Genomic DNA, 25,180 nt, shown 5'->3' with positions numbered 1-25,180 from the left:
CCATCATGTTCCGTTCCCGTCCGTTGTCCCTTGCCATCCTCCTTGCGGTGGCGCCGCTGTCGGCATCTGCTGCCGAGCGCGCCGACCTGCTGATCCGTAACGCCACCGTGGTCGACGTCGAGCACGCCAGCACGCTGGCCGGGCAGAGCGTGGTGATCCGCGGCGAGGACATCGTTGCGGTGGGCCCGGACGCGCAGCTGCGCAGCCAGTGGAGCGCGGCCCGCCAGATCGATGCCAAGGGCAAATACCTGATCCCGGGGCTGTGGGACATGCACGTGCACTTCGGTGGTGGCCCGGCGCTGATCGAAGAGAACAAGGCACTGCTGCCGCTGTATATCGCGCACGGCATCACCACCGTGCGTGACTGCTCCGGCGATCTGCCCGAGCAGGTGCTGCAGTGGCGCGGCGAGATCGCCAGGGGCACGCTGTTCGGCCCGCGCCTGCTCAGTTCCGGCGCGAAGATCGAAGGCATCAAGCCGGTGTGGAAGGGCACGATCGAAGTGGGCAGCGAGGCCGACGTCGACAAGGCGATCACCCGCCTGCAGCACGACAAGGTCGATTTCGTGAAGATCACCGACAGCACGCTGAACCCGGATCTGTTCCTGTATTCGGCCAGCGCCGCGCGCAAGGCCGGATTCAAGGCGTCGGGCCACATTCCGATGGCACTGACCGTGGAGCAGGCGGTCGATGCCGGCCTGGCCTCGATCGAGCATCTGGACTACGCACTCAAGGCCGGCAGCAAGGACGAAGCGAAGATCGCCGCCGACTTCGGCGCCGGCCGCATCGACCGCGCCGAAGCCAACCGCCGCCTCGATGCCAGCTTCGACCGTGACACCGCGATGCGCGCCTACCGCGATTTCGCCAAGCGCGGCGTATTCGTGACCCCGACCCTCAACGGTGGCCGTATCCTCGATTTCCTTGACCAGGATGACCACGCCAACGATCCGTACCTGGCCTACATCGGCCCGGGCCTGCGCGCGACCTACCAGTGGCGCGTGGACCGCGCCGCGAAGGCGACGCCGGCACAGATCGAGGCGCGCCACGCGCAGTACCATCAGGTGGCGGCCGTGCTGCCGTTGCTGCAGGAGGCGGGCGTGACGATCATTGCCGGCACCGATGCGGGCTTCCTCAACTCGTTCAACTTCCCGGGCATCGCCCTGCACCAGGAACTGCAGCTGTTCGTGAAGGAGGGCCTGAGCGCGCCGCAGGCGCTGTCGGCCGCGATCCGTTCCGGCCCGGCCTGGTTCGGCCAGATGGACCGTTACGGTGGTGTCACGCAGGGCAAGGCCGCCGACCTGGTGCTGCTGACCGCCAACCCGCTGCAGGACATCGCCGCCACCGAGAAGATCGACAGCGTGATCCTGCGCGGCAACGTGTATGACCGCGCTGCGCTGGACAAGATGCTGGCCGAGACCAAGGCCAAGGTCGCAGCGTGGAACGCCGAGGCTGCGAAGGGGCAATGATCGACAGGGTCGGATCCCTTCCCGACGGGAAGCACCCTGACCCTGTGGTCTTGAACGAAATCCACGCCATGCGTGGATGATGCGGCCGGTGACCTAGCGCGGCGCCGGCCGCATTCCGTGCAGTTGCGGCAACGCGGCCTTCATCGCATCGATGAAGGCACGCAACCGTGGCGGTTGCTGGCGCGCGGCCGGGAACACCACGTGTACCGGCAGTGCCGGTGCCTGCCAGTCCGGCAGCAGCTGCACCAGCCGCCCTTGTGCGAGGTCGTCGGCCACCAGCCAGGCCGAGACCACCGCTGCGCCCAGCCCGGCGCGTGCAGCCTGCTGTACCACGAACAGGTTGTCGCTGAGCAGGCGTGGGCTGATTGACAGCGTATGCGCCCGGCCCTGCGCATCATGCAGCAGCAGGCGTTCGCGGTAGTAGGTGACCAGCGAGATCCACGGCAGTGATTGTGCCTGTTCCGGCGTACTGACCGCCGTGGCGTCCACCAGCGAGGGCGCTGCCACGACGATGCGCGGCACTTCTGCGAGTGGCAGTGCAACCATGCGCGGTTCGTCGACCGGACCCACCCGCACCGCGCAGTCGATACCTTCGGCGATGAAATCCGGGCGCCGATCTTCCAGGATCCACTCCAGGCTCAGCTGTGGGTGCTGGGCCAGGAACCCGAGCATGGTCGGCAGCAGCTGCGCCTGGCCAAAGGCGTGCGGCACCATCACCCGCAGGCGTCCGCGCAGCGTTTCCGGTTCGCCGTTCAGTTCGGCCTGCAGCGACTCCCATTCGTCGACCACGCGCTGCGCATGACGCTGGCAGCGCAGGCCGTCCTCGGTCAGTTGCAGGCCATGCGTGGAGCGCTGCAGCAGGCGCAGGCCGAGCTGCCGCTCCAGTGCCTGCAGGCGTCGGCTGACCGTCGGCTGGGTGGTGCCCAGCTGCAGGGCCGCAGCAGACAGGCTGCCGGCATCGACAATGCGCAGGAAGGTGCGCAGCAGATCCAGGCGATCAGCGCCGGTGGCGAGGTCATTCATGCGTGTGGCGTATGAAATATATGTGCCAGAGCCTACTACAGACGCTTGGCGAATACAGGCAGGATACGCCCACTTCCTCTACCGGGCTCCCCCATGTCTACCCCCTCGCTGTCTGTTGCGGCCGCACCGGCGACCGTACCTTCCACCCCATTGGTGCTGGCGATGGCGGCCGGTGCCGGCTTCTCGGTCGCGTCGCTGTATTACAGCCAGCCCATGCTGGGCCTGATCGCCCAGGACCTTGGCGCCGGTGAGCGCGCCGCCGGCCTGGTGCCAACCTTGACCCAGCTCGGCTACGCACTGGGCATCCTGCTGCTGGCACCGCTGGGCGATCGCTTCGACCGCCGCCATCTGATCCTGTTGAAGTCCGCGCTGCTGGCGCTGGCACTGGGCGCCGCCGCGATGGCTGGGCACCTGCCGGGCCTGCTGATGGCCAGCCTGCTGGTCGGGCTGATGGCAACGCTGGCGCAGGACATCGTTCCCGCCGCTGCGGTGCTGGCACCGGATGCGCAGCGCGGCCAGATCGTCGGCCGGGTGATGACCGGCCTGCTGCTCGGCATCCTGTTGTCGCGTGTGGTCAGTGGCGTGGTGGCTGAAGCGTGGGGTTGGCGCACGCAGTTCGTGCTGGCGGCGGTATCGGTGGCGGCGATGGGCGCGGTGATGGCGCGTGCGCTGCCGCGTTTTGCACCGACCAGCACGCTGCGCTATCCGGCGTTGCTGGGCTCATTGCTGGCGTTGTGGCGTGAGCAGCCGCAGCTGCGCCGTGCGGTGGCCAGCCAGTCGCTGCTGGCGGTCGGCTTCAGTGCGTTCTGGTCGACACTGGCGCTGATGCTGCATGCCCGCCTGGGGCTGGGCAGTGCGGCGGCGGGTGCGTTTGGTATTGCGGGTGCGGCCGGTGCGTTGGCCGCGCCGTTTGCCGGCCGTTTCGCTGATCGCCTGGGTTGCCATGCCGTGGCGCGGTTGGCGATCGCGGTGGCGCTGCTGGGCTTCGGCCTGCTGCTGGCCGAAGCCTGGTTGCCGGCCGCCGCGCTGCTGCCGCTGCTGGTGGTGAGTGCGCTGCTGTTCGACTTCGGCTTCCAGTCGGCGCTGGTGGCGCACCAGACGCTGGTCTACGGCCTGGTGCCACCGGCACGCAGCCGGCTCAATGCGTTGTTGTTCACCGGCATGTTCATCGGCATGGCCGCCGGTGGTGCGCTGGGCAGCCTGGCGCTGGCGCAGTGGGGGTGGCACGGCGTGGCCTGGCTGGCGGTGGTGTGTGCGGGCAGCAGCCTGCTGCTGCGTTTGAAGTAGGGGTGATTGGCAGGGCCTGCAGCGCTGCACCTGCGGTCTGTTGGAACCGCTCTCGGGGTCAGATCCATTTTCCGAAGGAAACCGGATCTGACCCCTGATTGATTTCGATATCTGACAGAAGTGTCGAACAAGGTCGACACCTACCAACCGCCATCGGAATCTGTCAGAGGTGGGGCGGTGTCGGAGTGCGGGGTGTCCGCGGCATGGATGCGGCTGCCAAGCTTACAGGGACGTACTTGCAGCGTCCCCGCACTCCGAAACCGCCCCGCCATCCCACGGAATCCAGGCTGTTGCTGTTGTTGTTGCCGTTGCTGCCGAGGTTGCCGGCCAGCGGCCGGCACTACCGCGGGTGCAGGGCTGCAGGCCCTGCCGAACAACCCCCTAATCGTGACCGCTGTCGTCCAGGCTGATGATGCCGCGCCGCAGCGCCTGGGTTACCGCATGCGTGCGATCACCCACGCCGAGCTTGTCCATCAGGCTTTTCATGTGCGCCTTCACCGTCTGCTCGGAAATCTGCATGCGCTCGCCGATGCGCTTGTTCGACAGCCCTCCGGCCACGTGCCGCAGTACCTCGGTCTCGCGGGGCGACAAGCGATCTTCCACTACATGCGCGGCGATGCTGGCCGCCACGGCCGGGGGAATCGGTGCGCGCCGGCCGCCGGCGACCATGCGGATGGTGTCGATCAGTTCATGGCGCAGCATGTCCTTCAGCAGGTAAGCGCTGGCGCCGGCCTGCAGCGCCCGCACCGCACGTACGTCACCGCGGTAAGTGGTCAGCACGATGATGCGCGCGCGTGGGTCCAGCGCGCGGATCCGCACGATGGCTTCCACGCCATCCAGGCGGGGCATCTGCAGGTCCATCAGCACGACGTCAGGTTGCAGCTGCTGGTAGCGCGCGATGGCTTCCTCGCCATCGGCGGCCTCGCCGAGCAGGCGCAGGTCGGCGTGAGCGCCTAGCAGTGCCGCCAGGCCATCACGCAGCAGCGGGTGGTCGTCGACCACCAGTACGCCGATCGGGGCAGGGGACTCAGTCATGGCTTTCTCTACTCCAGGGCCAATGCCAACGTGATCGGCGGCGGTGATACAGCCGCCGGGCCGGAACTGCCAGCGCGACTTCGGTACCCAGCCCGGGGCGGGTCCACAGCTGCAGTTCCGCGCCGAGGCGCTGGGCGCGCTCACGCATGCCCTGCAGGCCCCAATGGCCGTGGCCGGCGTTCTCGTCGGCAATGCCGGCGCCGTCGTCGCGCACGTGCAGCAGGAAACACCGCGTGCCATAGGACAGTTCCACTTCAATGGCACTGGCATTGGCATGGCGCAACGCATTGCGGATGGCCTCGCGCCCGATCAGGAACACCTCTTCGGCCGCGTCGGCCTGCAGCGGTGGCGTCGCGCCTTCCACGGTCAGGCGCAGGGGATTGATGCCATGCCCGGCGTATTCGGCGTGCACGTCGGCCAGCGCCGAAGCGAGGTCGCGGCCCGCGAACGGCGCCTCGCGCAGCGCATTGACCCGTTCGCGACCCTCGGCCAGGTTGCGCTCGGCCAGCTGCATCGCTGACTCAAGCTGGCTGCGCACCGGCTCGGGTGTCTGCGCTGACTGGCTGATCGCGTGCAGGCGCAGGATCAGGCCCTGGCTACCCTGCAGCAGGGTGTCGTGCAGGTCGCGCGCGATGCGTTCGCGCTCGCCGTTGCGTTCCTGCAGGCGCGCGCGGAACAGTGCGGCCAGCTGCCCGCTGCGGATGCGTACCGCCAGCACCAGCAGTGCAACGACGGCGACGGTGCACAGCAGCTTGAACCACACGGTCTGCATGAAGGTGGGAGCGATGCGGAAGCTGCGGCTGGCCGGTGCGGAGCTCCAGATGCCGTCCTCGTTGGCGGCTTCCACCTCGAACCGGTAGCTGCCGGGCGCGAGGTTGGTGTAATACGCACGCGTGCTGCTGCCAGCGTCCTGCCAGCCGTCATCGACGCCCGACAGGCGGTAGCGGTAGCGGTTGCGCTCCGGACGTGCCAAGGACAGCGCCACGTAATCGATCTGCAGCTGGCTGGTGCCGGCCGGGAGGCGCAGGCCATCGCGTAGCGGCACGTGCTCGCTGCCATACAGCACCTCGCCGATGCGCACGCTGGGAGCCATCGTATTGACGTGCGAGCGGGTGGTGTCCAGCCAGGCCAGGCCCTGGTTGGTGGCCAGCCACAGCAGGCCGTCGTCGGCCAGGGCGGCGGTGGAGATCGGTCCGCTCTGCAGGGCGATGCCGGGCATGCCGTCGATGGCGTCGAACAGGCGTGGCGTCACCGGCAGGCCGGTGCGCAGGGCACGGCGCAGCAACCCGCTTTCCATCCGTACCAGGCCACGGCTGCCGTTGAGCCACAGGTGTCCATTGGCATCGGCGACCATGCCGGTGATGCCCTCCAGGACACCGGCCATGTCGGTGCGCACCGGGACGAACCGGCCGTTGCCCAGCCGTGCCGCCAGCCCCGCTTCGCCGGCGACCAGCAGAAGGTCCCGGTGGTGCAGCATCGCGGTCACCGGCCCTACCGACAGGCCGTCCCCGGCGTCGAAGGTCTCGGTGCCATTCGCACCGAGGCGGCGCAGGCGGCCATCGGCATAGCCGAGCAGCAGCTGGCCATCGGCATCCAGCGCCAGCGATGAGCAGGCCTGCTCGGGCAGGCGGAGTTCACGTTGCCACTGGTCATGCTGGTAGTGCAGCACCCCGCGTTCGCCGGTGCAGACCCAGGCCTGTCCGTCATCGGGGAACAACAGGGCATGCAGCGGCTGCCCGGTGAACGGCGCCGGCAGCGGGATCAACGTGGTGTGGCCGGCGACCGTGCGCGCGAGGTTGACCCAGTCGAACTGCCAGATCGGCGTGGGTGCCTGGCGCGCGGCGGCCTGCAGCTGCGTGGCGCTGCCATCCAGCAGGGTGCGCCGCAGGTCGTAGGGCTTGAGGTCTTCGCCATAGCCATACACGTGGCCATCGCTGGCCCGCACCAGCGCGCGGTACGGATCGCTTGGGCCCACCGCCAGGGTGTGCACGCTGCGTGCGCGGAAGCGGTTGAGGCCGAGATTGGTGCCAATCCAGAGATTGCCTTCGCGATCGACGATGATCGGCACTGCTGATGTGGCGGTCAGTCCTTGCGGCGAATCGAAGCGTTCCATGCGCACGGCCCGGGTGCCGTCGAAGGTGATGCGGGCGACGCCGCCGTGCGGGCTCATCGTGGCCCACAGCGCGCCATCGGCAGTGAACTGCAGGCGCGCAGCAACCAGTTCCGGCAGCCGCCGCGCCTCACGTTCGCTGTCTGCCAGCAGACCCTGCGCGTTGGCCAGCGGCGAGGTGCCGCGCACCCGGTCGGCCAGCCACACTTCACCCTGCGGGCTTTCGGCCAGCGTCGCCATCTGCGAAACCGCGATGCCGGTGTCCTCGAACGCAGTCTGGCCGGCCGCACGCATCCAGATCTTCAGGTCGGCCAGCACCCAGAACCTGCCCCGGCTGTCGTGCAGCACCCACTGCACACGGCGCTCGGGCAGGCCGGCAGCGGCCGGCAGTGGCTGCCAGCGTTGTCCGTCGAAGCGGCGCAGCCCGCCATTGATCGCCGCCCAGAGCTGGCCCTGGCGATCCTGGCTGAAGCGTGGGACGACGCCGACCGGCACCCCCTGCTGGCGGCCGTAGCTGCGCAGCTGCCCATGCGCGAACTGGCTGATGCCGGCCTGGAAGTAGCCGATCCACAGCGCACCGCCGGCGGCATGCGCCAGCGTGACCATGTTGGTGGACGGGAACTGGCTGCCGGCGGGCGCTGCCTGCCGTTCGAAGCGACGGCCATCGAAGCGGTACAGGCCCGAGCCGGTAGCCAGCCACAACAGGCCCTCGCGGTCCTGGGCAATGTCCCAGATATCGCCTGGTGCGCCCTGGCCGACACGCCAGGCGGTGTGTTCGTAATCGGGCAGCCCGCCGCTCACCGGCGGGCGCTGCACGGCAAAGGCGGGCAGGGAGGTCAACAGCAGCAGGCACGTCAGCAGCGTCGGCAGGCGACGCAGGAACGGGAAGGGGCGGCCACGCATGGCGCGCATTCTGGCAGGTGTGGGGCAGTGCAGGGTGACCCGAACGGGGTAGGCGGCGTGCGCCGGGGTCGGCTATCACGCCGGCATGCCCTCCGGAGCCCCGCCATGCAGCGCCTGTTCCTGATGTTCCCCGACCGCGGTCCGGGCATCGGCCTGCTGTGGTTGCGGTTGTGCCTGTCCGCTGCACTGGTCACGCCCGGCATGCAGGCGGGCGGGTGGTCGGCGTTGTGCCTGCTGGCAGTGCCGATGCTCGTGCTGGGTGCGTTGACGCCGCTGGCGGCGCTGATGGCGGCCGTGGGCATGTTCGCGCAGCAGGCGCCGTGGCCACAGGTGGTGCTGCCATTGGCGCTGTTGATGCTGGGCCCTGGCGCCTATTCACTGGATGCGCGGTTGTTCGGGCGCCGCCTGCTCCGCCGTCGGCCTCCCCCATTCGGGTAGGTGCTGGCCTCGACCGACGGGGGTAGGGCGTCACGCAGGGGTCACGCACCATGGGGCACCCCTTCGCGGCGTCCCGCATGGCCACCATCTCCCCGCCTGATCCGCCCGCCGCTTCACTGGCACCGCAGCAGGCTGCCGCGTTGCAGCGCGCCCTGCGCTATGTCGATGAGCATCTGTCGCAGCCGCTGCGGGTGACCGAGCTGGCGGCGGCCGCCTGCGTCAGCCGCTTCCATCTGGTACGCCTGTTCCGCGCCGGTACCGGCGCCAGCCCGCTGCGCTATGTCCGCCGCCGTCGCATCGAGCGTGCGCGCCAGCTGCTGCCGGGCGCGCAGCTGCCGATGGCCTGCCTGGCCCAGCAGCTGGGCTTCTTCGACCAGAGCCATTTCGTCCGCAGCTTCCGCGCGGAGACCGGCTGCAGCCCCGGCCAGTACGTCGCCGGCGATGCCGCCCTGTTGCATCCCCTTGATCGTGTTTCCAACGGAGTCCACCCATGAGCCTTGCCACCGCCACTCCCGCCCCGGCGCTGCTGTCGCCGACTGACCACGCCCTGGTGCTGATCGACTTCCAGTCGCAGATGGCGTTCGCCACTCACACCATCGACATCTCCGCGCTGCGCAACAACGTGTCGCTGATCGGCAAGGGCGCCAAAGGCTTCAATGTACCGGTCGTGCTGACCACAGTCGCCGAAGCATCGTTCTCCGGGCCGATGTTCCCGGAACTGCCGCAGATCTTCCCTGGCCAGACGGTGTTCGATCGCACCTCGATGAACACCTGGGAAGACCAGCCTGTGATCGATGAGATCAACCGCATCGGCAAGCGCCGTCTGGTCATCGCCGGCCTGTGGACCAGTGTCTGCATCGTCGGCCCGGCGCTGTCGGCGCTGGCGCAGGGCTTCGAGGTGTATGTGATCACCGATGCCTGTGGCGATGTCAGCGAGGAAGCGCACGAGCGTGCGATCACCCGCATGGTGCAGGCCGGCGCGGTGCCGATGACCAGCGTGCAGTACCTGCTCGAACTGCAGCGCGACTGGGCACGGGGTGAAACCTACGACCTGACCACCGGCATTGCGCGCGACCACGCCGGCGGCTACGGCATCGGCATCCAGTACGCCAAGCGGATGTTCGGTGCGCAGGAAGGCGGGCACTGAGCATGGTTGCCGGCCATGGCCTCGACCTGGCCCTGCTGATGCTGCGCGTGGCGGCAGGAGGCTTCCTGCTGCCGCACGCGCTGGGCAAGCTGTTCGGCTGGTTCGGGGGGCCGGGGCTTTCCGGCTTCGCCACCGAGCTGCGCGGTTTCGGGCTGCCGGCAGTGGCACCGTTGCCATTGCTGTTGGCCGTGCTGCAGGTGTTGTCCGGGCTGGCCGTGCTGCTGGGGTGGCAGACCCGCATCGCCGCGCTTGCGGCGGCTGCCTTCATCGGCTTCACCGTGCTGTTGGCCCTGCCCAAGGGCTGGTTCTGGATGCGCGGCGGCAGTGAGTATCCGTTGATGTGGACCACGGTGCTGCTGGCCCTCGCGCTGGCCGGCCCCGGCGCCTGGGCGCTGGACGGCCAACGCTTTCCGGGAGAATCCGCATGAGTCACGATCCCCTCGATCACGGCCGCCGCAACGTGGTGCTGGCCAGCGGCGCCGCTGTTGCGCTCGGCCTGGCAGGTCGCGCCGGTGCCGCACTCGATTCCACTTCCAAGGAGCGTCGCATGAGCACGCTGGTCATCCGCAATGCCCGCATTACCACCCTCGACCCGCGGCAGCCGCATGCGCAGGCGCTGGCTGTACAGGAAGGCCGCATCGTCGCCGTCGGCAGCGACGAGGAGATCATGCGCGGCTGGGGCAATGAAGCGACGCTGATCGACGCGCAGGGCCGGCGCCTGCTGCCCGGCCTCAACGACAGCCATACTCACCTCATCCGTGGTGGCCTGAACTACAACCTGGAACTGCGCTGGGACGGCCTGCGTTCGCTGGGCGATGCCCTGGACATGCTGAAGGCCCAGGTAGACCGCACTCCCGCGCCGCAGTGGGTCCGCGTGGTCGGTGGCTTCACCGCCGCGCAGTTCAACGAGAAGCGCCTGCCGACGCTGCAGGAGCTCAACGACATCGCACCGGATACGCCGGTGTTCCTGCTGCACCTGTATGACCGCGCACTGCTCAACCGCGCCGCGCTGCGCGCCTGCGGCTACACCAAGGACACGCCGGATCCGCCGGGTGGCCAGATCGTGCGCGATTCGCTGGGCAACCCGACCGGACTGCTGCTGGCCAAGCCCAATGCGCTGATCCTGTACGCCACGCTGGCCAAGGGCCCGCGCCTGCCGATCGAATACCAGGCCAACTCGACGCGCCATTTCATGCGCGAACTGAACCGGCTTGGCATCACCTCGGTGATCGACGCCGGCGGTGGCTTCCAGAACTACCCCGAGGACTACCAGGTCATCGAGCAGCTGCATCGCGATGATCAGCTGACGGTGCGCATCGCCTACAACCTGTTCACCCAGAACAAGGGCAGGGAAGTGGATGACTTCCGTGGCTGGAGCGAGATCCTGCAGCCGCGCCAGGGCGATGACCTGCTGCGCCACAACGGCGCGGGCGAGATGCTGGTGTTCTCCGCCGCCGACTTCGAACTGTTCAACGAGCCGCGCCCGGAACTGCCGGCGGAGCTGGAGCCCGAACTGCACGACGTGGTGAAGCTGCTGGTCGAGAAGCGCTGGCCGTTCCGCATCCATGCCACCTACGACGAGAGCATCACCCGCATCCTCGATGTGTACGAACAGGTCAACCGCGAGGTGCCGTTCGATGGCCTGCACTGGTTCATCGACCACGCCGAGACCATCACCCCGCGCAATATCGAGCGCATCCGCGCGCTGGGTGGGGGTATCGCCGTGCAGCACCGCATGGCCTACCAGGGCGAGGCCTTCGTCGAGCGCTACGGCGTGCAGGCCGCGCGGCATACGCCGCCGGTCAAGCGCATGCTGGCCGAGGGCGTGCCGGTGGGCGCAGGCACCGACGCCACCCGCGTGGCCAGCTACAATCCGTGGGTGGCGTTGTCCTGGCTGGTGACCGGGCGCACCGTGGGCGGGTTGGCCCTGTATGGCGAGGAAAACCTGCTCGAACGCGAGCAGGCGCTGCGCCTGTGGACCCAGGGCAGCGCCTGGTTCTCCGGCGACGAAGCGGTGAAGGGCACGCTGAAAGTTGGCCAGCTGGCTGATTTCATCCTGCTTTCGGCCGACTTCTTCCGCGTTGATGACGCGCAGATCGCCGACATCACCAGCGTGCTGACGGTGGTCGGCGGGCGCATCGTGCACGCCGACGTCGATTATGCTGGGCTGGCGCCGCAGCTGCCGCCGGCGATGCCGGACTGGTCGCCGGTCAACCGCTTCGGTGGTTACCACGTTGGCGGTGCCGCCACCGGATTGACCGCCGCCCATCGCCACCATCACGGTGTGGCCTGCAGTACGCATGGTGCTCACGGTCATGCCGCGCAGCATGCGGCGCCTACCGGTGACCTGACCGCCTTCTGGGGCGCGATGGGATGCTCGTGCTTCGCGTTCTGAGCCTGGCGCTGCTGGCCGCGCCATCGCTGGCGCTGGCCTGCGAGGGGGGCCGCTGCAGCGACGCGGGCGACGGCCGGCTGCAGCTGGACGCATCGCTGCGCCTGCGCGGCCTGTACTACGACCCGACCCGGTTCGGCATCGGCGGCGGCGAAGATGGCTATGGCCTGCTGCGGGCACTGGCCTCGGCCACCTATGTGGAGGACAGCTGGCAGGCAAAGCTGCAGCTGGGCGTGCATGCCGAGAATGGCAAGGCAGGCGGCCCGGGCCGCACCGACCGTGGTGCCTTGGACGTGCAGCAGGCGTATTGGCGCTGGCAGCGCGGTGGCTTCCATGTGCAGCTCGGCCGGCAGGAAGCCGGCTATGGCAGTTCGCGGCTGTTGTCGGTGCGCGATGGGCCGAACATCCGCCTGGCCTTCGACGGTGCGCGCCTGGGCTGGAAGGGGCGGCTCGGCACGCTTGACCTGATGGCCTTGCGGCCGGTCGAGAACCGGCCGGGTGCCTTTGATGATCGGGGCGAACACGGTGCGCACCTGTGGGGTGCCTATGCCACCGCGGCACGCGGGCAGGGCGTGGGACAATGGGATCTGTACCTGCTGGACTATCGTCGCGACGGTGCGCGCTTTGCGGCAGGCTCGGGAACCGAGCGCCGGCAGACACTCGGTGCGCGCTGGTTCGGCCAGTCAGGTCTGCTGGACTGGAACAGTGAGCTGGTGGCGCAGGGCGGTGAACTGCGTGCCGCCACCGGCCCCCTCGACATCCGTGCCTGGACGCTGGCCACCGACACCGGCTGGCGCTGGACGGAGCGGCCGCTGCAACCGCGGCTGGGGCTGAAGGCCGACATCGCCAGTGGCGATGGCAAGCTGCACGATCGGCGATTGGGAACCTTCAATGCACTGTTCCCGAAATCGGCCTACTTCAGCGAGGCCAGCCTGCTGGCCCCGGCCAATCTGATGGACCTGCAGCCGACCCTGGCCCTGCGCCTGCACGACGCGGTGGCGACGGAGCTGGGCGTACAGATGGCCTGGAAGCATCGTCGTGCCGATGCGGTCTACACCACGCCGGCGCCGCTGGTGGCGTTGCCGGGCAGCGCCGGTGGCGCGCGCCGCATCGGCACCCAGTACAAATCCGAAACCCGCTGGCAGGCCAGCGAACACTGGCAATGGCAGCTGCAGCTGGCCTGGGTCGACGCCGGTCCTGCACTGAAGCAGGCTGGAGGCCAGGACACGCTGTTCGCCTCGATCGTTGGAGCATGGCAATGGTGAACGCAACCGCGTCGCAACACCCCGCACAGGCCGCAGGGGCCTGGTCTCCGCTGAAGATCCAGATGTTCCGTTCGATCTGGCTGGCAATCCTGGCCAGCAACATCGGCACCTGGGTCAATGATGTGGCCGCTGCCTGGGTGATGGCCGAGCGCACCGGTTCGCCGCTGATGGTGGCCCTGGTGCAGTCGGCCACCACGGTGCCGATCGTGCTGCTGGCGCTCGCTGCCGGCACCCTAGCCGACATTGTCGATCGTCGGAAGTACCTGTTGGCGACCCAAGGCTGGATGCTGCTGGTGGCCGCAGCGATGGCTGCATTGACCGCGATGGACCTGCTGACCCCGCAGTTGCTGGTGCTGCTGACCTTCTGCATGGGCTGCGGTGCGGCGATGGCTATGCCCGCGCAGGCCGCCATCGTCTCCGAACTGGTACCGCAGCCGATGCTGGCCTCGGCGGTGGCGCTGAACTCGATCGGCATCAATATCGCTCGTTCGATCGGCCCGGCCATCGGCGGCGTGATCGTCGCCCAGCTGGGTGCGGTCTGGGCGTTCGGCTTCAATGCCATCACCTTCGCCGCAATGTTGTTCGTGGTGTGGGGTTGGAAGCGCGACCCAAAGCAGTCGAGCTTGCCGCCGGAAGGCTTCGGTGCCGGATTGAAAGCGGGCCTGCGCTACGCCAGCCGTGCCGGACGGCTGCAGGCGGTGCTGATCAAGTCGGTCGGCTTCTTCTTCTTCGCCGCGGCAATGAACGCGCTGTTGCCGGTGGTGGTGCGTGGGCAGATGCAGGGTGGGGCGGGGCAGTACGGCATGCTGCTGGGCTGCATCGGGATCGGCGCAGTAGGCGGTGCGTTGCTGCTGCCGAAGCTGCGCGCACAGATGGATCGCGACCTGCTGGTGCTGCTGGCGACGTTGTCGCTGGCCCTGAGCCTGGTCGGGCTGGCGCTGACCCGCAGCTGGTACGTGCTTCCGGCGGTGATGCTGGTCAATGGATTTGCGTGGATCACCGTGCTGTCGTCACTGCAGATCGCTGCGCAGACTGCGGTTCCGGCATGGGTACGTGCGCGTGCGCTGGCGCTGTACATCATGGTGTTCTCTGCCGGCATGGCCGCCGGCGGCCTGAGCTGGGGCGCGCTCGCTCAGCGCACCTCACCCGAACTGGCGTTGCTGGTGGCAGCGGCCGGTGCGGTGATCGGTGGGTTGCTGGTATGGCGCGTGCGCATCGCCGGTACCGAAGACCTGAACCTGAGCCCGGCCGGGCACTGGCCGGCACCCGAGCTGTCGGTGCCGGTGTCGAACGATCGAGGCCCGGTGCTGGTCACCATCGAGTACCGCATCGATGATGCTGATCGTGCCGCGTTCCAGGCGCAGATGCGCGCGATGGGATCCATCCGTCGTCGCGATGGTGCAGTGGTCTGGGGCGTAGTCGAAGACGTGGCAACACCGGGGATCCACCTGGAGTATTTCGTGACCCCGTCATGGCTGGAGCACCTTCGCCAGCACGAGCGCATCACCGCCGACGACAAGGCGATCCAGGAAGAACTACGCGGATTGCATCGGGGAGAGCGCGCGCCGGTGGTGCGTCACTTCGTGGGTGGTCAGGATCCGCTGCCCGCCTCCGTGCCACATCACCATGCCGACATCTGAGCCGTCGCTGGTAGAGCCGGGCGCTGGCCGGCTGTGCAGCCTGCCAGGGGTAGAGCCGGGCGCTGGCCGGCTGTGCAGGATCGCGACGCGTTGATCGGGTTGCCGGCCAGCGGCCGGCACTACCGAAGGGGCGGCGGCACCGTTGCGGCGCCGCCGCGATACCTCACTTGCGTGCGAACGCCAGCAGGTCGGCGTTGAACTGGTCGGCGTGGGTGATGGTCAGGCCATGCGGCGCACCAGCGTACACCTTCAGTTCGGCATCCTCGATGATCTGCGAGGACAGCTTGGCCGAGGCATCGAACGGCACGATCTGGTCGTCGTCGCCGTGCACGACCAGCGCCGGCACGTCGATCTTCTTCAGGTCCTCGGTGTAGTCCACTTCCGAGAATTCGTGCACGCAGTCGTACTGGCCCTTGACGCCACCAAGCATGCCCTGCAGCCAGAACGCATCGCGCATGCCCTGGGTGACGTTGTTGCCATCCCGGTTGGCGCCGAAGAACGGCGTGGTCAGGTTCTTGAAGAACTGCGAACGGTCGCCGCCGGTACCCTTGCGGATGCCGTCGAAGACCTCCAGCGGCGTGCCGGCCGGGTTCGCGTCGGTCTTCAGCATCAGCGGCGGCACGGCGCCGACCAGCACCACCTTGGCCACGCGCGCGCTGCCGTGGCGGCCGATGTAATGGGCCACTTCACCGCCGCCGGTGGAATGGCCGACCAGGATCGCGTCCTTCAGGTCCAGCGCTTCGATCACCGCGGCCAGGTCATCGGCATAGGTGTCCATGTTGTTGCCATCCCATGTCTGGCTGGAGCGTCCGTGGCTGCGGCGATCGTGGGCGATCACGCGGAAGCCGTTCTGGCCCATGAACAGCATCTGCGGATCCCAGGCATCGGAAGACAGCGGCCAACCGTGGGCGAACACGATCGGCTGGCCGGTGCCCCAATCCTTGTAGAAGATGCGGGCGCCGTCGGCGACGGTGACGAAGTTGCTCATTGCAGGTTCCTTGGCGGAAGGGAGGGAAGGCTTCGGCAGGATGCCGGTGCCTTCGGCAGTACAGCGCAGATGCAGGCGACCGACTTGCACGGCTGTGCTGGATTGCATCGGATGTGACGCGTATCGCTCTGGCAGGACGGCAGCCGCGCGCCGAGGATGAGCGCAGCCCGCCACAGGAACGCACGGATGCCCGCCATGCGATGGTCGCTGATGCTGTGCCTGCTGCTGCCCATGGCAGCGCCGGCACAGACCCATGTCTACAAGTGCGTGGATGGACCGCACCCGGTCTACCAGCAGACACCTTGCCAGGGGCGTGCCGCATGGCGCTGGGACGTGCCCGCGGAGCAGTCATTGTCCCGCGGCGCTGTGGCGCCAGCGGCCTCGGCACCGAAGCCATCGCCCCGGCCACGGCGTGCGGCGCAGGCGCACGGTGCGCTGATCACGATCAGCACGGATGCGGCGGCCTGCGAGCGTGCCCGCCGCCAACGCGAGCAGGCGCTGCTCAAGCGTCGGCGCCTGGATTTCGTGCAGCGCCGGCAGCTGGATGACGCGGTCTACGACGCCTGCCAGTGATGCGGTGACCGTGAAGTGCCGAAAACGACAACGGCGCCATAGGGCGCCGTCGCGTGGAGTACCGTGGGTGCAGCTCTCAGCGACCGTCGCTGGCGGCGGCCGGCGCGGGCATGCTGTCCGGCTTGGGCAGGCTCAACTCCGGGTTGCCCTGTTCGGCCTGCAGGATCTGGATGCGGCGCTGCAGGGCGTCCAGCTGGCTGTTGGTGCTCTGCACATCGGTGCTCAGGCTCACGGCCTGTTGCTGGGCCTGCTGCAGGGCCGCGCTGACCTGGGCCGACTGCGCCTGCTGCTGTTCCATTTCCTGCTGCAGGGTGCGCAGGCGTTCCTCGTTGTAGGCCACCAGGCGCTCGGTGTAGCGCTTGCCGGCTTCAAGGCGGGTGGTGTCGATGTAGACCTGGGCCAGCTGTTCGGACTGCTGCGCGAAGGTGCGGTAGACACGCTCGGCGTTGTCCACCGCATCGGTCTTGATCACCCGCCAGAAGTTCTTCTCCTGGAACAGGGCCACGTAGTAGGTCAGGGTGTTGGCGTTGAACAGCAGGCTGGCGCCGTAGTTGCCATTGTAGGTGGTGCGCAGCTCGGTCAGCTGGCGCGAATCCATCAACTGCTTGAGTTCGTCCACGGTATTGCGCACCACCGGCGCGCTGCGCGCCGGTTCGGCGGCCGCCTCACGGTCGCCACGTGCGGCCATCGCTGCCGGTGCCACCAGCATCATCGCCACGGCCAGCACTGCCGCGCTGCGCGCGTGCCGGGCAAAGACCGCGCCCCCTGAAGTTTCTCGCATGTCTAGACCATCCACGGATGAGTGTGGGTTGAGTTGAAGGTGGTTCCCCGCCGGGAGTCTAGCATGGGTGTGGGCGCCGCCAAGGGCGCCCGTCACGGCTCGATTTCAGTAGACCAGCTGTGCGGCGCTGCACTGGATCGAATGCACGTTGACGTCGGTCCGGCCCAGTTCCAGGCCAAGCACGCTGGCCAGCAGGTTGGTCAGCAGGGTGCCGACGCTGTTGAGCACCGGTCGCAGTGCGGCCAGGATCGGCTTCAGCAGGGTGCACAGCAGTCCGCTGCAGCTGACGCTGCCATCGGGGTTGGTGACACCCGTTCCCCCAGCACCATCGAGAAAGCCCGCCGGTGCAGTCTGGATGTAGGACGCCAGATTGTTGCGCACGCAGCCGTTGTAATCGATCAGGTTGCCGAGCAGGCTGTCGCAGCGGTTGATCAGCAGGCCGCCGACCAGCGAGCCAAGCAGGCCATCGAGCAGGCCCAGGCCCTGGCCGGTGACGGTCGTCCTGTAACCGGTCCACACCGAACCGTCTTCCCAGCAGGTGGTCAGGCCCAGCAGGCAAGGCTTGGGGACGCCATTCTTCACCGTCCAGTTGCCCAGCGGGGCGAGATTGCGTGCCGGATCGCCATCGCGCAGCAGCGGGATGACCTGGTCGACGTTGTAGCGTCCGCCAGTCGGAAAGGCCGCCTGCAGGTAGCGATCGGCCAGCGCCTTGGCCGTGTCGTTGGCGCTCATGCCCTGCTTGGGCGAGCTGAGCATGCCTGACAGCACGCGCAGCAACTCGTTCACCAGCCCCGATACGGCGTCACCAACCGCGAGCGGGTTGATCCGGGTCGAGCCGGTCTCGCCGGCGGCCAGGGTCAGGGTCTGTGTGCTGGTCAGGGCGGGCAGGGTAATCCTGTCGTTGATCAATGGTTGGCCCAGCAGCTTCAGCAGCTGTTCGTCCTGCAGCGTGGCATCGCAGACATTGGCCCTGGAGAAGCGCTGTGCGGGGTCGACATTGCCGACGCAGGCGCGCAGCACTGACGAGTCCACCTGGATCGTGGCCTTGGGTGGACTGCCGCCGCACTGGATGCCGGTCAGTGTGCCCATGCCGTTGGCCACGTCGACGTGCAGCGGCAGGTGCAGGCGCGTGCCGAGCAGGCTCAGCAGCGGCCCCAGCGCGAACAGGTTGTTGCTGTCCACGTCCGCCATCAGCCGGACCTGCGCGTTGTAGGCACGGCTGCCGACACCGCCGATGGCGATCGATGGCGGCTCGACCACGCCGGCCTGGATCCTGATGCCCAGCAGGTCCAGTCCCTTGACCGCCACGCCATTGCCATCGTTGGCGATGGAGATCGCGGTGTTGATCAGGTTGAGCACGTTGATCTGTGACTCCAGTGCGCTGCCGACCGTGCCGTCGGGCGAGACAACTTCGGCAAACAGGCCACCGCCGCCGGACTGGCTGCCAAGCACGATGTTGAGCTTGTTGATGTCCAGCTGGGTGGCAACCAGATCGGACAGGGCGCGCAGCTGCACGCCCACCGTCGAGTCACGGCCGACCACGGTGGCGGTGGCATCGACCAGTTGCGCCAGCGAGATCTTGTTGACCGACAACAGGCGATTGAAGTCGGCCACGCTGAGGTTGGCGCTTACCGGTATGTTGAGCGCTTTCAGCAGGCCGGACGGAGTCACGTTGGCCTGCGCCAGGCCGTCATAGGACAGCACCGTGGCATTGGTGACGTCCAGGCCAACCAGGCGCAGGGTCGACAGCAGTACTGAATCGCCATTGGTCCGCAGCAGCTGCGAGCCGACGGCAAACACCGCGGTGGGTTCGGCGCGGCGCGCCACGGCCTGCACGCTCACGGTGGGCAGGCTGGAAGTCTGCCCGAAGAAGGGCAGCACGCTGCGCTCGGCGATCACCTGAACCGCATTGCGTGGATTGCTGGCATCGACGCTGGTGACGAAGCGGGTGCCGGTGCCACGGCTGGCGCTCCAGTTGCCGCAGCGGATCTGCAGGGTGCCTGCGAACCTGTTCTGGGCCAGCGCATTCTGCCGGGCAGCGCTGTTGTCGCTGTTGTCCGGGCTGCACAGCTCCAACCGCTGTGCGCCGGCCAGTGCGGCAAGGTCGGCCACCTTCTGCGCATCGCGCTTGGCCCAGAACAGATAGCCGATCTCGACCAGGCCCAGCATGGCCAACAGCGCCAGCATGACCAGCATCATCGTGACCGACATGCCGCCGCGTGCGCGGCTGAAACTGAACTGGCGTGGGCGTTTCATGGCCGACCTCAGCGTCCGGAGGAAGAGGCGTCCCCGGACCGGGCAACATCGGTCTCAAAGAAGTCCGGGATCTCGTGTTCGAAGCTCTTCAGGTAACGCGCATAGCTCAGCGTGGCCTGGTCACCCAGGATCGGCAGGCGCTGGCCGGCCTGCTGCCCGGAGGCCTGCAGGCGGAACAGGTTGCGGGTGGCCTCGCCGCTCTGCATGCGTGTGCGCGGTGTGGCCGGTGGTGCAACGTCGGCTGCGACGGTTGCCGGTTGCGCCCCAGTCACCTCGGCGGATGCGGCCGGTGCGGCCAACTCCACGGTGGGAAGCGGTTCGGCCTGCATCGGCACCGTGGCCGCTGGCGACGGCGAGGGGCCACCGAGCATCCGTCCGGTCAATGGCTGTTGCTGTGCCTGCACGGCACCGGCCACAAGCAGGCAGCACAGCACGGGCAACAGGCGTCGGGTCTGGCGCATCGCGGTCATGGTGTGCTTCCGGTCGGGTGGTCGGTGGCGCTGAAGCGTTCCAGCATCGATGGTGGCAGGCGCTGCGGATCGCGTTGGTCGCGCGGGTCGCGGCGGGGTTCGCCCGCCAGCCGTGCGCCGCCCGATGCACGAGCGCCACTCTCGACGCTGGCCGTATGTGCAGGTGTGGCTGCTTTGGCGGCGGCAGCGGCCTGTCGTTGCTGCAGGCGCGTGCGGATCTGCTGGGCCTGCTGCTGGATGCTTCGGCGCGTTTCTTCGTTGAGGCTGGCCTGTTCCGATAGCCGCTCCGCCGTGGCCTGGTCGCCGCGCAGTACCGCCCAGAGTGCAAGGTTGGCCGTTGCCTTGGCGTTGCCCGGTGAAAGTTCCAGGGCCTTGGCCAGCGGCTCGCGGGCCTGATCGAACTGGCCGGCACGCAGCCGTGCATAGCCCAGGTCGCCCAGGTAGTCGGTGTTCAAGGGCTGCAGCTGCGTGGCGCGCGCCAGCGCCTGTTCGCTGCCGGCGTCGTCGTCGCGGCGTGCAGCGATCAGGCCCAGGCCATGGGCGGCCGCCGCGGCCTGCGGCCCGCTGGACAGCTCGCGATACAGCATGACTGCCGCGTCGGTCTGGCCGGTCTCACGCAGTGCGTCGGCCTGCAGCAGGCGCAGGGCAGGGCGATCACCATAGCGTTGGCGGAAGGCTTCCACATGGGCCAGCGAGGCATACCAGGCGCCCTGCTGCTGCATGCGTTCGATCAGCTCCAGATAGGCGTTGCGGCTGTCCTGCGGAGCGGGTTCCGGCGGCGCAAGGCTGGGCGCCCGAACATACTTCGGTGTGGTCGAGGCGCAGCCACTGGCCAGGGCGGCGAGGGCGACGGCAAGCAGCAGGCGGGAGGTGCGCAGGGCAGGCATCAGGGAGATCCCATCTTGGACAGGGTGGTGGCCAGCGCGACCAGCGCCGGGCCGGCGAGCACCAGCATCAGTGCCGGCAACAGGGTCAGCATCATCACCACGGTCATCTTCACCGAGAGCTTGCCGACCTTTTCCTTCAACGCGTTGCGGCGCTGTTCGCGCAGCCGGATGCTGAACTGGCGCAGCGGCTCCTGCACTGCGCCGCCGTGCGCATGCACCTGCAGGATCAGCTGCATCAGGCTGGCCAGGTCATCATCGGCGTAGACCTCGCTCAGCCGCCGCAATGACTGCGCGCGCGTGCGGCCATGGGTATAGGCCACATTGGCTTCCTGCAGTTCGCCGCCGAGTACCGGCAATGCATCGCGCAGCTTGTCACCCAGCGTCTGCAGGCTCTGGTCCATGCTGAAGCCCACGCCCTGCAGCAGGCGCAGCAGGTCGATCAGCAGGGGCAGCTCGTTCTCGACCGCGCGGCGGCGGCGCTTGACCCACGACGACAGCACGAACTTGGGCAGCAGCAGCCCGGCCGCCAGCGCACCGATCACCACCATCACCTTGGCAAGCCCGTGCGCGCTGCTGAACGCCAGCGCCAGCGCCAGCACCAACAGGGCAAGCAGCAGGCGCAGGCCGAGATAGATGGCGGTGCCACGGCGCGTGTTCCAGCCAGCCAGGTCCAACAGCAGCTTGTCTTCGTTGGCAAGCAGCGCAGCCTCCAGGCGGCCGCCACTGAGCGAGCGCCCGAAGCGCTCGATCCAGCCCAGCGAGTCGCGGCGCGTGGCCTCGGTGTCGCGGCCTTCTTCACGAGGCTGCAGGGCGGTTTTCAGCGTGGCCGAGCTGCGGTGCTCGCGATGGCTGCGCACCCAGCCGGCGATACCGAGCAGGGCGACGCCGGCTGCCAGCACCAGCAGCGAAAGGGCGAACCAGGCGCTGGCGCTCATCGGGCACCTCCGGGGCGGCTGCGGACGGTCATAGCGATTTGGCCAGGCGGTACAGCAGGAACGCCCCGAGCAGTTCCAGGCCCAGTGCGATCAGCAGGATCCTGTGACCGAGCGGGTCGTGCAGCACCGGCTGGAAGAACGCCGGGCTGGAGATCGCCATCAGCACCGCACTGGAGGGTGGCAGCAGCCCCAGCACCCAGGCCGACATCCGTGTTTCCGAGGTGGTGGCCGCCAGTTCCTGCTGGGCCTGTTCCAGGTCGCGCATGAAATCGCCCATGCGTTGCAGGATCTGGTCGGCGCGGCCACCGATGCGCACGCTCACTCCGATCACCACTGCCAGCACCTTCAGTACGTCCATCCGGTACGGCTGCGCGGCCAGGCTCAATGCACGATCCAGGTCCATGCCGCTGCGCGCATAGCGCACCGTGGTGTCGAGCAGGCCGCGCAGTGGCGCGCTGGTCTGCATCGAAGACACCTGGAACGCGGCCTGCAGGCTGTTGCCCAGCGCAGTGAGGCGGACCAGGTTGTCGAGAAAGTCCGGCATCTGGTGCAGCAGCTGCGCGCGCAGCTTGGTGATCCGGCGCATCACCCACAGCCAGCAGCCCAGCAGGTACAGCAGCAGGGTCAGCGGAAACATCCAGGCCGTGCCCAGCCGCATCGCCGCCACGATCGCAAGCGCCAATCCTGGCACCAGCAGCATCAGTGGCAGCTTCCAGCCCGGCGCAAGGCCTGCGCGCTGCAGGACACCGTCCCACGGCAGTACGCGGGTTCCGGAGCTGGCCGGGCGGGTCGAATCGCTGGCCGCCGCAACGGCAGGCCCGGCCGGTACCGCGCCGGCCGCGCTGCCACGCGCCAGTTGTTGCTCGGCATGCTGCAGCGAGGCCTGGCGCTGCTCGCGGTTGCTGGCAGCGCCCCACAGCCAGACCGCCAGCGCCAGCAGCACCGAGATGATGCTCAACACGCCCAGCAGCAGGCCGGTGCCCATGCTCAGAAGTCCCCGTAGAGCGATTCACGCAGTTGCTGGCGGAACGGCTCCAGCTTGTGCGAGTGCGGATGGAAGCCCAGGCCGATCCAGCGGTCGATCTCGCGGCCGGCGGCGTCGATCTGCACCTCGTGGCGGAACATTTCCTGGGTGGTGATCAGGTTGTCACTGACTCCGGTGATCTCGGTGATCGAGACCAGCACCCGGCGTCCGCTGCCCAGCCGCGAGATCTGCACGATGAAGTCGATGGCGCTGGCAATCTGCCGCCGCAGGCTGTCCTCGCTGCCCTGGAAGCCGGCAAAGCCTGCCAGCATCTCGATGCGGTACAGGCAGTCGCGCGGCGTGTTGGCGTGGATGGTGGCCATCGATCCGTCATGGCCGGTGTTCATCGCCTGCAGCATTTCCAGCACTTCCGCGCCACGCACTTCGCCGACCACGATGCGGTCCGGGCGCATGCGCAGACTGTTGCGCACCAGGTCGCGGATGCTGACCGCGCCCTGGCCCTCGGCGCCGCCGATGCGGCTTTCCAGGCGCACTACGTGCGGATGGTTCAGCGAAAGCTCGGCGGTGTCCTCCACGGTGATGACGCGCTCGCTGGGCGGCACGTAGCTGGCCAGCGCGTTCAGCAGCGAGGTCTTGCCGGAACTGGTGCCGCCGGAGACCAGGATGTTGCAGCGGCCCAGCACCATCGCCTTCAGCAGGGCCTGCATCGGTGCGTCGAAGGTGCCCTTGGCGAGCAGTTCGTCGGGGGTGAACGGGTCCTTGCGGAACTTGCGGATGGACACCATCGGCCCGTCCACCGCCAGTGGCGAAATGATCGCGTTGAGGCGGCCGCCGTTGGGCAGGCGCGCATCGACCATGGGATTGGAATCATCCAGCCGGCGGCCAAGCGGCGCGAGGATGCGGCGCAGGATGCGCAGCAGGTGGGTGTCATCGGTGAAGCGCTGGGTGGCGCGCCGGAGCTGGCCACCCTGCGAAACGTGCACGTCCTTGAAACCGTTGATCAGGATGTCTTCAATGGTGGGGTCGTGGAGCAGGTCGTCCAGCGGGCCGAAACCGGTCAGCTCCTTGACCAGGCCCTCGGCAACCACCTGCATCTCTTCTTCGTTGATCGGGATGCGCCATTCCTGGATGAAGCCCACGGTCTGCACCTGCACCCAGCGGGCGATGGTATCCGGGGCCCAGGAATCGATGTCGATGCGCTCGTCCTCGATGCTGTTGAGCAGGTGCTCATGTGCGGCCGACAGCACCTTCTGATACTGCTCGGTCTGTGCGAACGGCAGGTGGCCCGGGCTCTCGTGCAGCAGCGGGCGGGCAACGGCATGCGGGAACGGGGTTACCTTGTCTTCCATTGCGATCCACCCAGGGCAAGGGAGAGTCTTTCCCGCAGGCCATGCGGCTGGACCTGGCAGGCAGCCGGGTCCAGCCGTGACACGAGCGGGGCGAGGGCACGCAGGTAGGGATCGCGCGGCGCATCCTGCAGCAGCAGGCGGCCCTGGCTGGCGGCAAGGCGCACACGCGGTCGTTCAGGCAATGTCGCCAGCAACGGCACTTCGAAGCGGCGTGCGATCTGTTCCGGGCTCATGCCGCTGCTGTCGTCGTGGCGGTTGATCACCAGCTGCAGGCGCTTCTCGCGCTCGCGCTGGCCTGCAAGATGCTTCAGCGCCTGGTCCAGCGAGACCAGCGTGGCGATTGACGCATCGGTGACCAGCCAGATCTCGTCTGCCTGGTCCAGCAACAGCGGCGGCAGCTGCCGCAGCGGGCAGCCGCCGGCATCACACAGCACGCTGGCGAACACCCCGCGCAGGCGCTGCAGCAGCGCGCCAGGGTCGGACGGGGGCACGGCATCACTGCCGCCGGCACGGTCCAGCAGCACCAGCCCGGAGTCATGGCGCGCCATCGCGGTGCGTGCGAGGGTGGCGTCGATGCGGCTGGCATTGCGCAGCGCATCCTCGTAGTGGAAGCGGCTGTCGAGATTGAGGTACAGCGCAAGGTCACCGGACGGCTGTGCCAGTTCCATCAACAGGCCGTCCTGCTGCATTGCATCGCCCTGGGCGAGGGCCCGCGTCTGTTGCGCCAGCACCGAAAGATGTGCGGCCAGGGTACTGGTGCCGACCCCTGCGCGCACGCCCAGCAGCACGATCAGGCGCGCCTTGTGCGCGTGCTGCGCCACCGCGGCCGGGCGCGGTGACAGCGCACGCCGCAGGGCCGCCTCGATGCCGGCGTTGTCACTGTCCAGGTCCAGCACATCGCGCAGGCCGGCGCGCAGGGCAATCACCACGCCTTCGACCTGGCCGGCGCTGGTGGCGCCGACCGCGACCAGGGCCAGGTCCGGCTGGGTCTGCTGCAGCTGCTGTGCCAGTACGCTCGAGGCAGCCGCGTGCTCGGGCCGGAAGTCAAGCAGCACCAGGCTCTGCGGGCCGCGTTGCAGGTCCTGCGCCGATGTCGGCGCACTGCTGTCCTGCCAGTGCAGGGTGGTGGTCGGCGGCAACTTGGCGGCCAGCCGGGGCAGCAGTTCGCGGTCGATGCCGTACAGGACCAGGTTCATCGGCGGTCCTTGCGGATGCAGCGGCTGGGCGGTGGCGTAGGGCATGGGCGTGGTTCC

22 protein-coding genes are annotated in these 25,180 nt (G+C 68.2%); 10 read left to right on the top strand and 12 right to left on the bottom strand.

Annotated features, from left to right (window positions below; all coding sequences use genetic code 11):
- Nucleotides 1-5: 5 nt before the first annotated feature.
- Nucleotides 6-1,463 (top strand): amidohydrolase family protein, encoded by a 1,458-nt coding sequence (locus AC5P66_RS16030; protein WP_099495833.1) that lies wholly within the window; start codon nt 6-8, stop codon nt 1,461-1,463.
- Between the two features lie 93 nt (nt 1,464-1,556).
- Here AC5P66_RS16030 and AC5P66_RS16025 read toward each other — a convergent pair whose 3' ends face one another.
- Nucleotides 1,557-2,486, bottom strand: coding sequence for a LysR family transcriptional regulator (locus tag AC5P66_RS16025; protein WP_049414582.1), 930 nt, complete (start codon nt 2,484-2,486; stop codon nt 1,557-1,559).
- Between the two features lie 93 nt (nt 2,487-2,579).
- Between AC5P66_RS16025 and AC5P66_RS16020 the strand changes: the two genes are divergently transcribed.
- Entirely contained in the window at nt 2,580-3,773 is a 1,194-nt protein-coding gene (locus tag AC5P66_RS16020) for an MFS transporter (RefSeq protein WP_099495808.1), read from the top strand.
- Nucleotides 3,774-4,154: 381 nt separating this feature from the next.
- Here AC5P66_RS16020 and AC5P66_RS16015 read toward each other — a convergent pair whose 3' ends face one another.
- Together AC5P66_RS16015 and AC5P66_RS16010 are read right to left on the bottom strand one after the other, a co-directional pair.
- Nucleotides 4,155-4,808 carry a response regulator gene (locus tag AC5P66_RS16015; RefSeq protein ID WP_049413726.1) on the bottom strand — a complete coding sequence of 218 codons (654 nt, stop codon included), beginning with the start codon at nt 4,806-4,808 and terminating at the stop codon, nt 4,155-4,157.
- Complete coding sequence (locus tag AC5P66_RS16010; RefSeq protein ID WP_099495810.1) at nt 4,801-7,830, bottom strand: sensor histidine kinase; 3,030 nt, start codon at nt 7,828-7,830, stop codon at nt 4,801-4,803. Before AC5P66_RS16010 ends, AC5P66_RS16015 begins: the two co-directional genes overlap by 8 nt.
- Before the next feature lie 96 nt (nt 7,831-7,926).
- Between AC5P66_RS16010 and AC5P66_RS16005 the strand changes: the two genes are divergently transcribed.
- The 7 genes from AC5P66_RS16005 to AC5P66_RS15975 all read left to right on the top strand — a co-directional run bounded on the left by AC5P66_RS16005 (nt 7,927) and on the right by AC5P66_RS15975 (nt 14,703).
- A complete protein-coding gene (locus AC5P66_RS16005; RefSeq protein ID WP_049413729.1) occupies nt 7,927-8,259 on the top strand; it encodes a hypothetical protein in 333 nt (110 codons plus the stop codon).
- A 50-nt stretch (nt 8,260-8,309) separates the two neighbouring features.
- A complete protein-coding gene (locus AC5P66_RS16000) occupies nt 8,310-8,753 on the top strand; it encodes a helix-turn-helix transcriptional regulator (RefSeq protein WP_053091543.1) in 444 nt (147 codons plus the stop codon).
- A complete protein-coding gene (locus tag AC5P66_RS15995; protein ID WP_005417006.1) occupies nt 8,750-9,406 on the top strand; it encodes a hydrolase in 657 nt (218 codons plus the stop codon). Before AC5P66_RS16000 ends, AC5P66_RS15995 begins: the two co-directional genes overlap by 4 nt.
- Before the next feature lie 2 nt (nt 9,407-9,408).
- Nucleotides 9,409-9,834, top strand: a complete 426-nt coding sequence (locus AC5P66_RS15990; protein WP_049413733.1) for a DoxX family protein — start codon at nt 9,409-9,411, stop codon at nt 9,832-9,834.
- Between the two features lie 119 nt (nt 9,835-9,953).
- Nucleotides 9,954-11,801, top strand: coding sequence for an amidohydrolase (locus AC5P66_RS15985; protein ID WP_199161083.1), 1,848 nt, complete (start codon nt 9,954-9,956; stop codon nt 11,799-11,801).
- Entirely contained in the window at nt 11,780-13,063 is a 1,284-nt protein-coding gene (locus AC5P66_RS15980; protein WP_495216495.1) for an alginate export family protein, read from the top strand. The genes AC5P66_RS15985 and AC5P66_RS15980 overlap by 22 nt, the downstream gene beginning before the upstream one ends.
- Nucleotides 13,057-14,703 carry an MFS transporter gene (locus tag AC5P66_RS15975; RefSeq protein WP_099495813.1) on the top strand — a complete coding sequence of 549 codons (1,647 nt, stop codon included), beginning with the start codon at nt 13,057-13,059 and terminating at the stop codon, nt 14,701-14,703. Before AC5P66_RS15980 ends, AC5P66_RS15975 begins: the two co-directional genes overlap by 7 nt.
- A gap of 163 nt (nt 14,704-14,866) precedes the next feature.
- On the opposite strand, the gene AC5P66_RS15970 is transcribed toward AC5P66_RS15975, so the two are convergent.
- On the bottom strand, nt 14,867-15,691 hold the full coding sequence (locus AC5P66_RS15970) for an alpha/beta fold hydrolase (protein ID WP_099495814.1): 825 nt from the start codon (nt 15,689-15,691) through the stop codon (nt 14,867-14,869).
- A gap of 186 nt (nt 15,692-15,877) precedes the next feature.
- On the opposite strand from AC5P66_RS15970, the gene AC5P66_RS15965 reads away from it, so the two are divergent.
- A complete protein-coding gene (locus tag AC5P66_RS15965; protein ID WP_099495815.1) occupies nt 15,878-16,264 on the top strand; it encodes a hypothetical protein in 387 nt (128 codons plus the stop codon).
- Between the two features lie 76 nt (nt 16,265-16,340).
- Here AC5P66_RS15965 and AC5P66_RS15960 read toward each other — a convergent pair whose 3' ends face one another.
- The 8 genes from AC5P66_RS15960 to AC5P66_RS15925 form a co-directional block, all read right to left on the bottom strand.
- Nucleotides 16,341-17,045, bottom strand: a complete 705-nt coding sequence (locus tag AC5P66_RS15960; RefSeq protein WP_049413511.1) for a DUF2968 domain-containing protein — start codon at nt 17,043-17,045, stop codon at nt 16,341-16,343.
- A 105-nt stretch (nt 17,046-17,150) separates the two neighbouring features.
- Nucleotides 17,151-19,301, bottom strand: a complete 2,151-nt coding sequence (locus tag AC5P66_RS15955; RefSeq protein WP_099495816.1) for a TadG family pilus assembly protein — start codon at nt 19,299-19,301, stop codon at nt 17,151-17,153.
- Nucleotides 19,302-19,309: 8 nt separating this feature from the next.
- On the bottom strand, nt 19,310-19,771 hold the full coding sequence (locus tag AC5P66_RS15950; protein WP_495216494.1) for a DUF3613 domain-containing protein: 462 nt from the start codon (nt 19,769-19,771) through the stop codon (nt 19,310-19,312).
- Nucleotides 19,768-20,658: a tetratricopeptide repeat protein gene (locus AC5P66_RS15945; RefSeq protein ID WP_099495818.1), complete on the bottom strand. Its 891-nt coding sequence runs from the start codon at nt 20,656-20,658 to the stop codon at nt 19,768-19,770. Before AC5P66_RS15945 ends, AC5P66_RS15950 begins: the two co-directional genes overlap by 4 nt.
- A complete protein-coding gene (locus tag AC5P66_RS15940; RefSeq protein ID WP_049413519.1) occupies nt 20,658-21,593 on the bottom strand; it encodes a type II secretion system F family protein in 936 nt (311 codons plus the stop codon). The genes AC5P66_RS15945 and AC5P66_RS15940 overlap by 1 nt, the downstream gene beginning before the upstream one ends.
- A 28-nt stretch (nt 21,594-21,621) precedes the next feature.
- The gene (locus tag AC5P66_RS15935; RefSeq protein WP_099495819.1) at nt 21,622-22,578 is read right to left on the bottom strand and encodes a type II secretion system F family protein; all 957 of its coding nucleotides are present in this window, start codon (nt 22,576-22,578) and stop codon (nt 21,622-21,624) included.
- A 2-nt stretch (nt 22,579-22,580) separates the two neighbouring features.
- Complete coding sequence (locus tag AC5P66_RS15930) at nt 22,581-23,927, bottom strand: TadA family conjugal transfer-associated ATPase (RefSeq protein ID WP_049413524.1); 1,347 nt, start codon at nt 23,925-23,927, stop codon at nt 22,581-22,583.
- Nucleotides 23,912-25,168, bottom strand: coding sequence for a CpaE/TadZ family protein (locus tag AC5P66_RS15925; protein ID WP_099495820.1), 1,257 nt, complete (start codon nt 25,166-25,168; stop codon nt 23,912-23,914). The genes AC5P66_RS15930 and AC5P66_RS15925 overlap by 16 nt, the downstream gene beginning before the upstream one ends.
- Nucleotides 25,169-25,180 lie beyond the last annotated feature (12 nt).

Source organism: Stenotrophomonas sp. YJH_SMC_122, from assembly GCF_059369535.1.
The sequence above is the reverse complement of the archived record's forward strand: the minus strand, read 5'-3'. Positions and strand labels throughout refer to the sequence as shown.

Excerpts from the sequence above, each read along its gene's own strand:
- AC5P66_RS15950 (WP_495216494.1), bottom strand. The coding sequence starts at position 19,771 with ATGACCGCGATGCGCCAGACCCGACGCCTGTTGCCCGTGCTGTGCTGC.
- AC5P66_RS16015 (WP_049413726.1), bottom strand. The coding sequence starts at position 4,808 with ATGACTGAGTCCCCTGCCCCGATCGGCGTACTGGTGGTCGACGACCAC.
- AC5P66_RS15985 (WP_199161083.1), top strand. The coding sequence starts at position 9,954 with ATGAGCACGCTGGTCATCCGCAATGCCCGCATTACCACCCTCGACCCG.
- AC5P66_RS15970 (WP_099495814.1), bottom strand. The coding sequence starts at position 15,691 with ATGAGCAACTTCGTCACCGTCGCCGACGGCGCCCGCATCTTCTACAAG.
- AC5P66_RS15960 (WP_049413511.1), bottom strand. The coding sequence starts at position 17,045 with ATGCGAGAAACTTCAGGGGGCGCGGTCTTTGCCCGGCACGCGCGCAGC.
- AC5P66_RS15945 (WP_099495818.1), bottom strand. The coding sequence starts at position 20,658 with ATGCCTGCCCTGCGCACCTCCCGCCTGCTGCTTGCCGTCGCCCTCGCC.
- AC5P66_RS15995 (WP_005417006.1), top strand. The coding sequence starts at position 8,750 with ATGAGCCTTGCCACCGCCACTCCCGCCCCGGCGCTGCTGTCGCCGACT.
- AC5P66_RS15955 (WP_099495816.1), bottom strand. The coding sequence starts at position 19,301 with ATGAAACGCCCACGCCAGTTCAGTTTCAGCCGCGCACGCGGCGGCATG.
- AC5P66_RS15965 (WP_099495815.1), top strand. The coding sequence starts at position 15,878 with ATGCCCGCCATGCGATGGTCGCTGATGCTGTGCCTGCTGCTGCCCATG.
- AC5P66_RS16010 (WP_099495810.1), bottom strand. The coding sequence starts at position 7,830 with ATGCGCGCCATGCGTGGCCGCCCCTTCCCGTTCCTGCGTCGCCTGCCG.
- AC5P66_RS15940 (WP_049413519.1), bottom strand. The coding sequence starts at position 21,593 with ATGAGCGCCAGCGCCTGGTTCGCCCTTTCGCTGCTGGTGCTGGCAGCC.
- AC5P66_RS15925 (WP_099495820.1), bottom strand. The coding sequence starts at position 25,168 with ATGCCCTACGCCACCGCCCAGCCGCTGCATCCGCAAGGACCGCCGATG.
- AC5P66_RS16020 (WP_099495808.1), top strand. The coding sequence starts at position 2,580 with ATGTCTACCCCCTCGCTGTCTGTTGCGGCCGCACCGGCGACCGTACCT.
- AC5P66_RS16030 (WP_099495833.1), top strand. The coding sequence starts at position 6 with ATGTTCCGTTCCCGTCCGTTGTCCCTTGCCATCCTCCTTGCGGTGGCG.
- AC5P66_RS15975 (WP_099495813.1), top strand. The coding sequence starts at position 13,057 with ATGGTGAACGCAACCGCGTCGCAACACCCCGCACAGGCCGCAGGGGCC.
- AC5P66_RS16000 (WP_053091543.1), top strand. The coding sequence starts at position 8,310 with ATGGGGCACCCCTTCGCGGCGTCCCGCATGGCCACCATCTCCCCGCCT.
- AC5P66_RS15980 (WP_495216495.1), top strand. The coding sequence starts at position 11,780 with ATGCTCGTGCTTCGCGTTCTGAGCCTGGCGCTGCTGGCCGCGCCATCG.
- AC5P66_RS15990 (WP_049413733.1), top strand. The coding sequence starts at position 9,409 with ATGGTTGCCGGCCATGGCCTCGACCTGGCCCTGCTGATGCTGCGCGTG.
- AC5P66_RS16025 (WP_049414582.1), bottom strand. The coding sequence starts at position 2,486 with ATGAATGACCTCGCCACCGGCGCTGATCGCCTGGATCTGCTGCGCACC.
- AC5P66_RS15935 (WP_099495819.1), bottom strand. The coding sequence starts at position 22,578 with ATGGGCACCGGCCTGCTGCTGGGCGTGTTGAGCATCATCTCGGTGCTG.
- AC5P66_RS15930 (WP_049413524.1), bottom strand. The coding sequence starts at position 23,927 with ATGGAAGACAAGGTAACCCCGTTCCCGCATGCCGTTGCCCGCCCGCTG.
- AC5P66_RS16005 (WP_049413729.1), top strand. The coding sequence starts at position 7,927 with ATGCAGCGCCTGTTCCTGATGTTCCCCGACCGCGGTCCGGGCATCGGC.